Consider the following 12,269-nt stretch of genomic DNA (forward strand, 5'->3'; position numbering starts at 1 on the left):
CTCCGCCCCTGAAGGATAGCTGCATCTTGGTGTGTTGGGTTTAGGCGCTTGGCCAGGCGTGCAATCAGGGCGCTGGTCGTTAACGTTTGGCCTTTGGCATACAGAAGCTCTTTGAGAGCGGCGCTCCTGATCTCACCTTCAGTAATCCGCATAGCACCTCCTTTTTTTAACGTGCATCTAGGTAGTTAAGCATGTTGTTTGCTACTGCAAGTAGGTCTGAGAAAATTTGGTATCACTTGAACTTGTATAACCTGCGTATGAGCACGCGCCGGCACAGCGCAGTTTTGATCTCGTCTTTGACCCCACTCTCCCCCCCTCGTCACTCTCCCCCAACCCACCAGCGGGTAGGGTGCGTGCTCGCACGCACCAATTCCCCTCTCACCCCCAAGGTGCATATGAACACGCACCCTACCAACCCCACCTCGGCCCGCCGATCTCGCGGTGGACGGACGAATAGGGCCAATCCTCGGGGCGCGTGACTAGGCCATGCTTCACCGGATTGAACCAGCAATAGCGCAGATGCGCCGCGAAATCGGTTTCGTCGCGGATATGATGCTCCCAATACCGGCGCTGCCAGAGCCCGCGCTCGCCGCGCGCGATGTGGCTTTGCCGCCGTGCCCCCATCGGCAAGCCCCGCGAGAACCGCGCCTTGATCAGCCGCCAGCGCAGCGCATAGTTCCCGTCCGGCACGCGCCAGATGCAATGCATGTGGTCGGGCAGGACCACCCACGCCTCGATCCCGAACGGCCGTTCCGCCCGCGTGACCCGCACCGCCGCGCGCAGGCGCTCGATTTCGGCCACCAGCCCATCGCTGCGGCGGTCGGCCAGCGCGACGGTAAAGAACACCGGCGCGTCGGACCGGGGCGGGCGGCGGTAATTCGACATGCCCCGAGCATGCCCGCGAACGGGTTAAGGATGCGTTGACAGGTCCTGCCCGCCCCACTTGACCCCCTTAACCCCGCGGGCCACTCTCGCCGCCAACCCGATGCCCGGAGACCCCCATGACCCCCGACGCCGCCAGGAAAACCCTCACCGCCCGCCGTGACGAACTGCTCGCCTCGCTGACCGAGATCGAGGATCAGCTCGACGATCCGGTGCCGAAGGACTGGGAGGATGCGGCCTCCGAGCGGCAGGGGGACGAGGTGCTGACCGCCCTCGGCCACGCCGAGGAGGCCGAGCTGCGGCGCATCGACGCGGCGCTCGCGCGGATCGAGGCCGGCGAATACGGCGAGTGCGTCCAGTGCGGCAAGGACATCGCCGACAAGCGGCGCGAGCTGCTGCCCGACACGCCGTTCTGCGCCAACTGCGCGCCCTGAGCGGCGCCGCCGCGCTCAGCCGCCGCGCACGGCGTCGGGATGCTCGGCCAGGAACGCCTTGAGCGTCGCGTAGAGGTCGCGCGCGTGGGGCAGGTTGTCGGCGTGCAGCGCCGCGCGGATGTCGTCCGAGATCATCTGCTCGACCCGGTGGCCGCCGCCGCGGTGCGCCATCAGCCATTCGGACAGCCGGGCCGCGTCGACCTGGCCCAGGTGCTCGTGTTCGGCCACGGCCGCGATCTCGTCGCGGCTGAGGCTGGTCATGTCCAGGATGTCCTCCGGGTTGATCATCGCCGCGCCCTCCCCCTCGCTGATGCCCTGCGATGTGACGGTAGCATGACAGCCGCGGCCGCCCAAAGCAAAAGCCGCGGGGCGGCGGGGGCGCCTCTTGCCGGGGCGGGCCGGGTCTGGTCAGCTCTGATCTGGATCAAGGCGCAGACCGCCGGGCCGCGCTAACCGGGCCGGGCCAACACGAAAGGACCCTCGATGCCGCGTCTCTTCATGCTTCTTCTGTCGATCTCGGTCGGCACGCTGGCCGGGATCGGGGTCATCGCGGCGCTGGTCATGGGGTATTACACTTGGCAGGCGATCCTGCTGGCCGCCGCCATCGGCGCGGTGATCGCGGTGCCGGTGACCTGGGTGGTGGCCAAGCGCATCCAGGCGACCGACCCCGCCGACAGCCTCGACTGAGGCGGCCGCCTCAGCCGAGGAACGCCGCCACCCGCGCGGTGACCTCGGCCGGCTTCTCGGCGTGCAGCCAGTGGCCGGTGTCGGCCACGACCTCGATCGTGGCGCGGGGAAAGAGGGCGCGGAACGCCGCCTCGCCCGCGTGATCGACATAGTCGCTGTCGCCGCCGGACAGCACCAGCGTCTCGCCGTCGAAATGCGGTCCGTCGTGGTCGGGAAAGCCGGTCAGCGACGCCATTTGGTCGCGCAGCGAGCCAAGGTTCATCCGCCAGCGCGGCGGATCGGACTTGAGGTCGAGCGATTGCAGCAGGAACGCCCGCACGCCGTGATCCTCGATCCGCGCGGAAAGCGCCGCGTCGGCCTGGCTGCGGGTGCGGGCGGACGAGAAATCGGTCTCCTCCATCGCATCGATCAGCTTGCTCTGGGTGTGGCCGTATTCCACCGGCGCGATGTCGAGGACGACGAGCCGGCGCACCAACTCGGGCCGGGTCAGCGCCAGCCACATCGCGGCCTTGCCGCCCATCGAATGCCCGACGACATCCGCCGTGCCCCCCTCGGCCTCGATCACCGCGGCGAGGTCGGCGGCGAGCGCGTCGTAGGAGTGGTCGTCGTCCCAGAACGAGTCGCCGTGGTTGCGCATGTCGACCGAGACGACGCGCCGCGTCTCGGCGAGCTGGCGGGCGATGACGCCGAGGTTGCGGCCCTGCCCGAACAGCCCGTGCGCGATCAGGACGGGCGGGATGCCGGGGGTGTCGGTGCCGGTGATGGTGGTGGAGAGCGTCATCGATCAACCTTTGCGCGTCTGGCCAGCGCCGATCATTACCCCTAATCTCGGCGCGTTCCAGTGCCAGCAGCGCCGTGGGGGAAACGATGGCCGAACCGGATGTGCAGGCGCTGGCCGACGAGGTCGCGCAGCTCATGGCGCAGCGCTTCGGCGGGGCACGGCGGGGCACCCGGCCCGACCTTGCCACCATGCTGCGCCGGCGCGGCGGCGCGCTGCCGCGGCGCAAGCGCAAGGCGGCGCAGCGGCTGGCGGCCTTGCAGCAGAAGGCGGTGGTGCCGCGGGTGGCGCGGCAGATCGACACGACGCCCGCGGTGCGCGACCACGCCGAGCTGGTGAAATACCTGCGCCCGCTGGGCGCCGGGCGGCGCTGGACCAACAGTGCCACGAACATCGCCGCGGCGGTGATGTTCGGGCTGATGATCCTCGCCGCCGTGGTGCTGTGGGTGCTGGTCTGGCGCGGGCATCTGGGATGAGACGCTGCGGCGCGCCGCGCCTCCCCTCGCGCCGGGTCGGGGGCGCCCCCATCTCGGTCCGATGAGCCACGACCTGCCGTACATTCCCGCCCCCGACACTTCGTTGCCCGCCGATCCCGTGGGCGACCCGATCGAGGCGCTGGCCGCGGCGGGCGGCGTGCTGGCCGTCATCACCGGGGTCGAGGGCCCGCATCACCGCAACCCCGGCGCGGTCATGGGTTTCCCGGCGCTCGGGGACGGGGGCCTTGGCGCGGTGGGGCAGCTCAGCTCGGGCTGCATCGAGGCGGACCTGGCGCTCCACGCCGCCGAGGTCTGGCGTGACGGGGCAGTGCAGCAGCTCCGCTATGGGCTCGGCTCGCCCTTCGTGGACCTGCGGCTGCCTTGCGGCGGGGGGCTGGACGTGGCGCTGATCGCGGTGCGCGACCCCGCGCCGCTCAGGGCGGCGCTGGTCCTGCGGGCGGCGCGGCGGACGGCGTGGCTGGACCTCGACCTCGGCAACGGCGGCAGGATCTCCGTGGGCGAGACCCGGCCCGCGCCCGCCCCCGGCCGCTTCGCGCTGGCCGTCCGCCCGCCGCCCGCCTTCGCGGTGCTGGGGGTGGGGGTCGAGGCGCTGACCTTCGCGGCGCTCGCCCACGCCGCGGGTTATCCCGTCACGCTGTCCTCCCCCGACGCGGCGACCCGGACGGCGGCGCGGCGCGCGGGCACGCCGCTCGCCCCGCCCGGACCGCTCGTCGCGGACGCGCGCACAGCGGTCACGCTGTTCTTCCACGATCACGAGGTCGAGCCCGCGCTGCTGGCCGAGGCGCTGCGCAGCGAGGCCTTCTACATCGGCGCGCAGGGCAGCCTGCGGACCCACCAGCGACGGCTCGCGGCGCTGGCCGAGCTGGGCCTGACCCCGACCGAGACGGCGCGGCTGCGCGGGCCGATCGGGCTGATCCCCTCGGCCCGTGACCCGCGGGTGCTGGCGGTGTCGGTGCTGGCCGAGGTGCTGGGCGAGGCGCTGTCGGCGGCCCCCGCATGACCGCGGCCGGGGCCTGCGACGCGGGTCTGCTGCTGGCCGCGGGGCACTCGCGCCGCTGGGGTAAGGGTGACAAGCTCCTGGCCGACTGGCGGGGGGCGCCGCTGGTGGCCCATGCGGCGGCGGCGCTGGCGGCGGTGCCGCTGGCGCATCGGCTGGCCGTGGTGCGCTCGGCCGAGGTCGCGGCGGTGATCGCCGCGCGGATGCCGGGCTGCCGGATCGTGACCGTGACGGGACCTGAGATGTCCGACAGCCTGCGCGCGGGTGTGGCCGCGGCCGCGGCGCTGGGGGTCTCGCGGCTGCTCGTCACCTTGGGCGACATGCCCGAGGTCACGCCCGCCACCCTGCACCGCATCCTGTCGGCGGCCGGCGACGGGGCTGCGGCCGCGGCCCATGGCCCCGAGGCGCGGCCGGGGCCGCCCGCCTGCCTGCCCGCGCGGCTGTTTCCCGCCGTCGCGGGCCTGTCGGGCGATCAGGGCGCGGGCGGGCTGCTGGCCCGGGCCGGCGCCCGGTGCATCGCCGTCCCGGGGGCCGAGCTTGCCGACGTGGATGTGCCGACCCCCTGAGACCTGCGGACCCCTGACGCCGCTGCGGCACGTCGCCCGTGACGCTGGGACATCGCCGCGCTTCATCTTTATTACCGGAACCGCACCCGGCCCCGCCGGTTCGGTGAGGTATCGCCCCAACCAGCCGAGGTGCCAGCCATGGACGTGACCCTGACCATCAATGGAGAGGCGCGGCGGCTGACGCTCGACGACCCGCGGGTGACCCTCCTCGACGCGCTGCGCCAGCACCTTGACCTGACCGGCACCAAGAAGGGCTGCGACCACGGCCAGTGCGGCGCCTGCACGGTCATGCTCAACGGCCGCCGGATCAACTCGTGCCTGACGCTCGCGGTTATGCACGACGGCGACGAGATCACCACGATCGAGGGGATCGGCCAGCCCGGCGCGCTGGCGCCGATGCAGCAGGCCTTCATCCGCCGCGACGGGTTCCAGTGCGGCTACTGCACCCCCGGCCAGATCGTCTCGGCCACCGCCATGCTCGAGGAGCTGCGCGAGGGCTGGCCGAGCGCCGTCTCGGATGACCTCGGCGCGCCGTCGCTTTCGGACGAGGAGATCCGCGAGCGGATGTCGGGCAACCTCTGCCGCTGCTCGTGCTATCCCAACATCGTGGACGCGATCCGCGACACCGCGGAGGCATCCGCATGAGGCCGTTTTCCTATCAGCGTGCCACCGCCCCGGCCGAGGCGCTGGCCGCGCAGGGCCGCTTCATCGCAGGGGGCACCAACCTGCTGGACCTGATGAAGCTGCAGATCGAGACGCCGGAGGCGCTGGTCGACATCAACCACATCGGGCTGGACGAGATTGCGGCGGACGGCGAGGGGCTGCGGGTCGGCGCGCTGGTGCGCAACGCGGCGCTGGCGGCGGATGATCGGGTGCGAGCGGACTGGCCGCTCTTGTCGCGGGCCATCCTTGCGGGGGCGAGCGGGCAGATCCGTAACCGCGCCACCACCGGCGGCAACCTGTTGCAGCGCACCCGCTGCCCGTATTTCTACGACCTCGACACCCCCTGCAACAAGCGCGAGCCGGGGACCGGCTGCGCCGCCCGCGGCGGGTTCAACCGCAACCTCGCCATCCTCGGCACCTCGCCCGCCTGCATCGCCACCTATCCCGGCGACATGGCGGTGGCGCTGGCCGCGCTCGAGGCGGTGGTGGAGATCGACGGGCCGCAGGGCCCCCGCACCCTGCCGCTGGCCGAGTTCCACCGCCTGCCCGGCGACACGCCCGAGCGCGACACCAACCTTGCCCCGGGCGAGCTGATCACGGCCGTGACCCTGCCCGCGCCGACCGGTGGGTCGCAGCTTTACCGCAAGGTCCGGGACCGCCGCTCGTATGCCTTCGCGCTGGTCTCGGTCGCCGTGGATGTCGTCACCGACGCCGGGCGCATCACCCGGGCGCGCGTCGCCCTGGGCGGGGTCGCGGCACGCCCGTGGCGCCTGCCCGAGGCCGAGGCGCTGCTCGAGGGCGAGGCGCCGTCCGAGGCGCTCTTCGGCCGCTTTGCCGACCGCCTGCTCGCCGGCGCCGAGGGGCAGGGCGAGAACGACTTCAAGATTCCCCTGGCGCGACGCACCCTTGTCGCCGTGCTGACCGAGGCCACCAGCGGAGCGCGCGCAGCATGAGCGACCCCATCGAACTGCCCCGCAATCACCTGCGGATGAACAGCAAGGACGAGGACAACTTCTTCGACCACACTCCGCAGGGGGTGCTGACCACGCCCGCCGACCGCCCCGAGGGGCCGCTCAAGGTCACGGGCACCGCGACCTATGCCGACGAGGATCACCCGCCCGGCACCGCGCATGGCTGGTTCGTCCGCGCCCCCATCGCCAGGGGCTGGGTGACGGGCCTCAACACCGCCGAGCTGCGGGCCATGCCGGGCGTCCTCGCGGTGATCCGCGACGATCGGATGATCCGCTACCCGGCGCAGGGCGGGCAGGGCTCGTCGCCCGCGCAGGGCCCGTCCGAGATCGCCTTCGTCGGCCAGCCCATCGCGCTGGTGGTGGCCGAGACGCTGGAACAGGCGCGCGACGCGGCCTTCGCCGCCCGGCCGGTGCTGCTCGACCAGTCCGACCGCGCGACGCTCAAGGTCGGGCCCAAAGACTACAGCTCGCCCTTCTTCAAGCAGTCGGTGCAGGGCGACCTCGCCGCGGCGATGCAGGAGGCGGCGTTCACCGTCGACGACCACTACCTCACCCCCTCGATGAGCCATGCGGCGATGGAGCCGCACGCCGCCACAGCCTGGTGGGACGGCGACAAGCTGACGGTGCGCGGCAGCTATCAGATGCTGCGCTCGAACGCGGCGGAACTGGCCGACGCGGTGGGGGTCAGCGCCGACAAGGTGCGGATCCTGTCGCCCTACGTGGGCGGCGGGTTCGGCGGCAAGCTGGGCATCGGGCACGAGGCCGTGGGCGCCGCCATCGCGGCGCAGAAGCTCGGCCGCCCGGTCGCCATCGCGCTGCATCGCCGCAACGTGTTCGAGGCGACGCACCGCCGGTCGGAAAGCCGCCAGCGCATCCGGCTGGCCGCGGGCCCGGACGGGCGGTTGACCGGCATCGGCCACGACGCCTGGGTGACGACCATGGCCGGCGCCAGCTTCTCGGAGCCGGTGACGCAGGCCACGCCCTTCACCTATGCCGGCGAGAACCGCCGCATCGGCCACCACATCGCCTCGGTGAACACCACGCCCCCCGGCTCGATGCGGGCCCCGGGCGAGGCGATCGGGGTGCCGATGGTCGAGATCGCGATGGACGAGCTGGCCGAAAAGGCCGGTCTCTGCCCGGTCGAGCTGCGGCTGCGCAACATCCCCGACAAGGACCCGTCGTCGGGGCGGCCCTTCAGCTCGAACCGGCTGGCCGACTGCCTGCGGCGCGGGGCCGAGACCTTCGGCTGGGCCGACCGGCCCGAGCCGGGCACACGGCGCGAGGGCGAGTGGCTGATCGGCATGGGCATGGCCTCGGCCGTGCGGGTGAACCTGCTGGTGAACTCGACGGCGGCGGTGGTGCTGCTGCCCGACGGCACCGCGCGGGTCGAGACGGACATGACCGACATCGGCACCGGCAGCTACGCCATCCTGACCCAGATCGCCGCCGAGGCGCTGGGCCTGCCGCTCGACCGCGTGACCACGGTGCTGGGCGACAGCGCGCTGCCGCCCTCGGCCGGCTCGGGCGGGTCGTTCGGCGCAGCCTCGGCCGGCAGCTCGGTCCTGCTTGCCGCGCAGGCGGTCCGTGCGCAGATCGCCGAGCGGATGGGGTGCGAGCCCGACGAGCTGACGCTGAAGGACGGGCAGGCCATAGCCCTCAACCGCACCCGCGCGCTCGCCGACATCCTTGCCGGTGACACGCTGCGGGCCGAGGGCGAGATCGACCCGGGCGCAACGCTGCTGACCACGCGGCAGGCGAGCTGGGGGGCGCAGTTCGCCGAGGTCGCGGTCAGCCGCGTCACCGGCGAGGTGCGGCTGCGGCGGCTGTCGGGCGTGTTCGCCACCGGCCGCATCCTGAACGAAAAGACCGCGCGCTCGCAGTGCATCGGCGGAATGATCTTCGGCATCGGCTCGGCGCTGCACGAGGAATCCGCCCGCGATCCCCGCGACGGGCATTTCGTGAACCGCGACCTGGCCGAGTACCACATCCCGGCCAACCTCGACGTGCCGCATATCGACGTCGAGTTCCTCGATGACCGCGACCCCTATGCCAACCCGATGGGCGCCAAGGGGATCGGTGAGCTGGCGTGCTGCGGCACCGCCGGGGCGATCGTGAACGCCATCACCAACGCCACCGGAAAGCGCTTCCGCGAGTTCCCGGTGACGCTGGACAAGGTGCTGGCCGAGCTGGGCTGAGGCGCCCCCGCCCGACATGGAAAAGCCGGCCGCGAGGCCGGCTTTTTTTCGTGGCGCTTGGGTGAGGATCAGCCCGCCATGGCCTCGATCCGCACCGGGGTGCCCTTGTAGGCCGGGGTCTTCGACATCTCGTCGTGCAGCGCCAGCGGGACCAGCGGGTTCGTCTCGGGATAATAGGCCCCGACGCAGCGGTCGGGCAGGTCATAGGCGGTGACCGTCAGCCCCTCGACCACGCGGGCGTGGCCGTCGTCGTCGGCGGCGCAGACCAGCCGCGCCTTCTGCCCCTCGGCGAGGCCAGCGCGGGCGATCTCTTCGGGGTTCATCAGGACGATCATCCGGTCCCCCGACAGGCCGCGCAGCCGGTCCTCGAGCCCGTAGACGGTGGTGTTGAACTGGTCGTTCGAGCGCAGGGTGATCAGCGTGTATTCGTCGTCGCCCAGTTCCCGCCCGAGGCCCGAAAGCTGCGGCGGCACGGTGAACTGAGCCTTGCCGCTGTCGGTCTTCCACACCCGCTCGCGCGCCTTGTTGCCCTTGTAGAAGCCGCCGGGCGCGTGCATCCGCGTCTCGTAATCGCGGAACATCTCGGGCCACGTCTCTTCGATCAGCGCCCGGATGCGGGCATAGTCCGCGATCCACTCGTCCCAGCGCACCTTGGGATTTGGGGCCAGCGTCGCCTTGGCGATCCCCGCCACGATCGACGGCTCGGACAGGATCGACGGCGCCGCGGGGGTGATCGTCCCGAGCGAGGCGTGGATGTGCGAGAGCGAATCCTCGACCGAGACATACTGCGGGCCCGAGGTCTGTTCGTCCTCTTCCGCCCGCACGAGGCAGGGCAGCAGATAGGTGGCGCGGCCGGGCACGAGGTGGGTGCGGTTCAGCTTGGTGGCGATGTTCACCACGAGGTCGAGCCCGCCCCACGCCGCCTCGACCCGGGCGATGTCGGGCATCGCTCGGACGAGGTTGCCGCCCAGCGACAGCACCGCCCGCACCGAGCCGTCGATGATCCCTTCGGCCACCTCGACGGTGGTGCGGCCGGTCTCGCGCGGCGGGTCGAAGTCGAACATTTGGGCGAGCTTGTCGAGTGGCACCAGCTCGGGCCGCTCGGCGATCCCCACGGTGCGCTGGCCCTGCACGTTGGAATGGCCGCGCACGGGCGAGATCCCCGCCCCCGGACGGCCGATGTTGCCGCGCAACAGCAGCAGGTTGACGAGCGCCCCCAGCGTCTTGCCGCCGTGGACATGCTGGGTCAGCCCCATGCCATAGACCGCGATGGTGGCCGGGGCGCGGGCGTAGAGGGTGCCGAGATCCTCGATCACCGCGCGGGCAAGGCCGGTGTGCGCCTCGATCTCGGTCCAGTCGGCGGCGCGGGCGTGGGCCGCGACATCCTCGAACCCGGTGGTGTGCTCGGCGATGAAGTCGCGGTCGATGATGCCGCCCTCGGCCTCGTCGAGGTCGAGCACCCGCTTCGTCATCCCGGTCAGCAGCGCCATGTCGCCACCCGGCCGGATCTGCAGGTAATGGTCGGCGATCTCGGTCACGCCGCCCAGCATCTGCGTCAGCCGCTGCGGGTTGCGGAACCGCAGCAGCCCCGTCTCGCGCAGCGGGTTCAGCACGATGATGCGGCAGCCGCGCTCTTTCGCCTTCTGCAGGTTGTGCAGGAACCGCGGGCTGTTCGAGCCGGTGTTCTGGCCGAGGAACAGCATGAGGTCGCAATGCTCGAAATCCTCGAGCGTGCAGGTGCCGACGGGCGAGCCGATGAACTCGGCCAGCGCCACGCTGGTCGTCTCGTGGCACATGTTCGAGCTGTCGGGCAGGTTGTTGTGCCCGTAGAGCCGGGCGAAGAGCTGCCACAGATAGGACGTCTCGAGGCTGGCGCGCCCCGAGGCGTAGAACACCGTGTCCTTGGGGTTCATCGGCTTCAGCGCGGCGCCGATCTCGGCGAAGGCGGTGGCCCAGTCGATCTCGACATAGCGGTCGGTGGCCGCGTCATAGCGCATCGGATGGGTCAGGCGGCCGGCGCGCTCAAGTTCGAGGTCGGTCCAGCCGCGCAGCTCGCTCACCGTGTGCTCGGCCATGAAGTCCGGGCCGCAGCGGGCCTTGACCAGATCCCAGATCGTGGCCTTGGCCCCGTTCTCGCAGAACTCGACGATATGGGGATTGGCGGGCTTGGCCCAGGCGCAGGACGTGCACATGTGCCCGTCGTTCTTGTTCTGGCGGCGCAGCGTGGCGAGCATGTCGAGGGTCAGGCCCTCGGCGCCCGCGACATGGCCCATTCCCTCAAGCGAGCCCCAGCCGCCGGCGGGTCCGTCGAAATGGGCGGTGTCGTCGCGCTGGTCGGCGGGGGTGTCAGCCATGGCTCATGTCTCCGATTGCAGTGTCGGTCGGTTCGTGGATGGGGCAGCGGTTGGCGCGCTCGCGGAACCCGGTCGAGAAGAGATAGGCGTCCCGCCGGGCGCGGTTGATCGCGCCCAAGGGCTGGTGCGCGGCCAGCCCGGTCCAGACCGAGAACCTCAGCCGGTCGTCGGCCGCCCGCGCCGCGGCCGCGTCGAACGAGGGCTGCGCCTCGACCCGCAGCCTTGCCACGGGCAGAAGCGGGCTCTCGTCCTCGGGCCACTCGACGCGCGGGTCCTCGACCGGCATCGTCTCGGGGTCGCGCATGAGCTGCGCGCACAGTTCCCACGTCATGGCGCCGGCGCGGGTGTCGCGGTCCATCGCCGCGCGGATCGCGTCGGGGTGGCCGATGGTGGCGATCTCCTCGCCGCTGTGGCGGGTCAGCGTGTCCGACACAGGCACCAGCGCATATTTCGCCACATAGTCCCCGTGCCGGAAGGGCACGGTCGAGAAGTAGCGCTCGCCCAGCGGATGGACGTTCAGCGCCCCGCCGAAGCTCTTGAGCGCCCGGCTTTCGAGCCCCACGGCCTCGATCCCCCGCTCGACCGTCCGCAGCGTGAGCGAGAGCGCCTTCTTCGCCCACTCCAGCCGGTCGGTGGTCAGCGCGAGCAGCTTGAGCGAGCGGGCGAAGTCGGCCGGGTCGGGCGAGGCGAACACCGGCGCGTTGACCATCAGGAAATCCTGCGCGTCGCCCTCGGCCCCGGGCAGGCGCGGCCCCTCGACCCCCAGCACCTTGAGCGCGATGCCGCGGGGCAGCGAGATGCTGTCGTCCAGGACGTCGCCGGGGTTGGTCGAGACGCGCAGGATCGCCGGGTGGTCGCCGGGCGTGGCGAACATCCCCTGCGCCAGTTCGGGCGGCAGGTCGGGCAGGACTGACAGCGTGCCGGTGAGATAGGCGTGGGCCTTGGCGTGCACCGCGCGCAGGCCGCGACCCTCGTCGCGCAGCGTGGTGGCAAGGATCGTGGCCAGCCCTTCCTCGACCGCGGTCAGCCCTTCGGCCTCGTCATCGCGCAGGGTTTCGAGGTCGGGCGAGTAGCGCAGGGCCGGTTTCATGGCGGCGGTCCTTTTCGGGGGGAGGCTTCAGGGGGTCTGCGGCGAACCGCCTGCGCCGGGACGGGGTTCCGCACGACCGTGCGTCCCTTGCCCCCGAGGGTTGCAGTTTTTTGGCAAGCGTGTCCACTCTATCCGGGCGACGTGCGGGTTGCGCG

13 protein-coding genes are annotated in these 12,269 nt (G+C 71.6%); 8 read left to right on the top strand and 5 right to left on the bottom strand.

Annotated features, from left to right (window positions below; all coding sequences use genetic code 11):
* Nucleotides 1-408: 408 nt before the first annotated feature.
* Complete coding sequence (locus ACFHYO_RS00875) at nt 409-885, bottom strand: REP-associated tyrosine transposase (RefSeq protein WP_394317664.1); 477 nt, start codon at nt 883-885, stop codon at nt 409-411.
* Between the two features lie 116 nt (nt 886-1,001).
* Between ACFHYO_RS00875 and ACFHYO_RS00880 the strand changes: the two genes are divergently transcribed.
* Nucleotides 1,002-1,316 (top strand): TraR/DksA family transcriptional regulator, encoded by a 315-nt coding sequence (locus ACFHYO_RS00880; protein ID WP_394317665.1) that lies wholly within the window; start codon nt 1,002-1,004, stop codon nt 1,314-1,316.
* A gap of 15 nt (nt 1,317-1,331) precedes the next feature.
* Here the strand turns inward: ACFHYO_RS00880 and ACFHYO_RS00885 are convergent, their stop codons facing one another.
* Nucleotides 1,332-1,604 (bottom strand): hypothetical protein, encoded by a 273-nt coding sequence (locus ACFHYO_RS00885; protein ID WP_394317667.1) that lies wholly within the window; start codon nt 1,602-1,604, stop codon nt 1,332-1,334.
* A 195-nt stretch (nt 1,605-1,799) separates the two neighbouring features.
* Here ACFHYO_RS00885 and ACFHYO_RS00890 point away from each other — a divergent pair, with 195 nt between their 5' ends.
* Nucleotides 1,800-2,003: a hypothetical protein gene (locus tag ACFHYO_RS00890; protein WP_036701545.1), complete on the top strand. Its 204-nt coding sequence runs from the start codon at nt 1,800-1,802 to the stop codon at nt 2,001-2,003.
* 10 nt (nt 2,004-2,013) lie between these two features.
* Here ACFHYO_RS00890 and ACFHYO_RS00895 read toward each other — a convergent pair whose 3' ends face one another.
* Nucleotides 2,014-2,784, bottom strand: coding sequence for an alpha/beta fold hydrolase (locus ACFHYO_RS00895; protein ID WP_394317669.1), 771 nt, complete (start codon nt 2,782-2,784; stop codon nt 2,014-2,016).
* Nucleotides 2,785-2,870: 86 nt separating this feature from the next.
* Here ACFHYO_RS00895 and ACFHYO_RS00900 point away from each other — a divergent pair, with 86 nt between their 5' ends.
* From ACFHYO_RS00900 to ACFHYO_RS00925, 6 genes are all read left to right on the top strand, one after another.
* Nucleotides 2,871-3,257, top strand: a complete 387-nt coding sequence (locus ACFHYO_RS00900) for a hypothetical protein (RefSeq protein WP_036701550.1) — start codon at nt 2,871-2,873, stop codon at nt 3,255-3,257.
* Nucleotides 3,258-3,318: 61 nt separating this feature from the next.
* Nucleotides 3,319-4,278 carry an XdhC family protein gene (locus ACFHYO_RS00905; protein WP_394317671.1) on the top strand — a complete coding sequence of 320 codons (960 nt, stop codon included), beginning with the start codon at nt 3,319-3,321 and terminating at the stop codon, nt 4,276-4,278.
* Nucleotides 4,275-4,841: a nucleotidyltransferase family protein gene (locus tag ACFHYO_RS00910; RefSeq protein ID WP_394317673.1), complete on the top strand. Its 567-nt coding sequence runs from the start codon at nt 4,275-4,277 to the stop codon at nt 4,839-4,841. The genes ACFHYO_RS00905 and ACFHYO_RS00910 overlap by 4 nt, the downstream gene beginning before the upstream one ends.
* A 138-nt stretch (nt 4,842-4,979) precedes the next feature.
* Nucleotides 4,980-5,486: a 2Fe-2S iron-sulfur cluster-binding protein gene (locus ACFHYO_RS00915; RefSeq protein ID WP_074826078.1), complete on the top strand. Its 507-nt coding sequence runs from the start codon at nt 4,980-4,982 to the stop codon at nt 5,484-5,486.
* Nucleotides 5,483-6,457 (top strand): FAD binding domain-containing protein, encoded by a 975-nt coding sequence (locus ACFHYO_RS00920; RefSeq protein ID WP_394317675.1) that lies wholly within the window; start codon nt 5,483-5,485, stop codon nt 6,455-6,457. Before ACFHYO_RS00915 ends, ACFHYO_RS00920 begins: the two co-directional genes overlap by 4 nt.
* Entirely contained in the window at nt 6,454-8,670 is a 2,217-nt protein-coding gene (locus ACFHYO_RS00925) for a xanthine dehydrogenase family protein molybdopterin-binding subunit (protein ID WP_394317677.1), read from the top strand. Before ACFHYO_RS00920 ends, ACFHYO_RS00925 begins: the two co-directional genes overlap by 4 nt.
* A gap of 68 nt (nt 8,671-8,738) precedes the next feature.
* Here ACFHYO_RS00925 and ACFHYO_RS00930 read toward each other — a convergent pair whose 3' ends face one another.
* Entirely contained in the window at nt 8,739-11,024 is a 2,286-nt protein-coding gene (locus ACFHYO_RS00930; RefSeq protein ID WP_394317679.1) for an FdhF/YdeP family oxidoreductase, read from the bottom strand.
* Nucleotides 11,017-12,114 carry a catalase family protein gene (locus tag ACFHYO_RS00935; protein WP_168783249.1) on the bottom strand — a complete coding sequence of 366 codons (1,098 nt, stop codon included), beginning with the start codon at nt 12,112-12,114 and terminating at the stop codon, nt 11,017-11,019. The genes ACFHYO_RS00930 and ACFHYO_RS00935 overlap by 8 nt, the downstream gene beginning before the upstream one ends.
* Between the last annotated feature and the right edge of the window lie 155 nt (nt 12,115-12,269).

It is taken from the genome of Paracoccus panacisoli (assembly GCF_042435015.1).
GTDB lineage: Bacteria > Pseudomonadota > Alphaproteobacteria > Rhodobacterales > Rhodobacteraceae > Paracoccus > Paracoccus panacisoli.

Excerpts from the sequence above, each read along its gene's own strand:
- ACFHYO_RS00900 (WP_036701550.1), top strand. The coding sequence starts at position 2,871 with ATGGCCGAACCGGATGTGCAGGCGCTGGCCGACGAGGTCGCGCAGCTC.
- ACFHYO_RS00915 (WP_074826078.1), top strand. The coding sequence starts at position 4,980 with ATGGACGTGACCCTGACCATCAATGGAGAGGCGCGGCGGCTGACGCTC.
- ACFHYO_RS00910 (WP_394317673.1), top strand. The coding sequence starts at position 4,275 with ATGACCGCGGCCGGGGCCTGCGACGCGGGTCTGCTGCTGGCCGCGGGG.
- ACFHYO_RS00890 (WP_036701545.1), top strand. The coding sequence starts at position 1,800 with ATGCCGCGTCTCTTCATGCTTCTTCTGTCGATCTCGGTCGGCACGCTG.
- ACFHYO_RS00885 (WP_394317667.1), bottom strand. The coding sequence starts at position 1,604 with ATGATCAACCCGGAGGACATCCTGGACATGACCAGCCTCAGCCGCGAC.
- ACFHYO_RS00895 (WP_394317669.1), bottom strand. The coding sequence starts at position 2,784 with ATGACGCTCTCCACCACCATCACCGGCACCGACACCCCCGGCATCCCG.
- ACFHYO_RS00925 (WP_394317677.1), top strand. The coding sequence starts at position 6,454 with ATGAGCGACCCCATCGAACTGCCCCGCAATCACCTGCGGATGAACAGC.
- ACFHYO_RS00930 (WP_394317679.1), bottom strand. The coding sequence starts at position 11,024 with ATGGCTGACACCCCCGCCGACCAGCGCGACGACACCGCCCATTTCGAC.
- ACFHYO_RS00905 (WP_394317671.1), top strand. The coding sequence starts at position 3,319 with ATGAGCCACGACCTGCCGTACATTCCCGCCCCCGACACTTCGTTGCCC.
- ACFHYO_RS00875 (WP_394317664.1), bottom strand. The coding sequence starts at position 885 with ATGTCGAATTACCGCCGCCCGCCCCGGTCCGACGCGCCGGTGTTCTTT.
- ACFHYO_RS00935 (WP_168783249.1), bottom strand. The coding sequence starts at position 12,114 with ATGAAACCGGCCCTGCGCTACTCGCCCGACCTCGAAACCCTGCGCGAT.
- ACFHYO_RS00920 (WP_394317675.1), top strand. The coding sequence starts at position 5,483 with ATGAGGCCGTTTTCCTATCAGCGTGCCACCGCCCCGGCCGAGGCGCTG.
- ACFHYO_RS00880 (WP_394317665.1), top strand. The coding sequence starts at position 1,002 with ATGACCCCCGACGCCGCCAGGAAAACCCTCACCGCCCGCCGTGACGAA.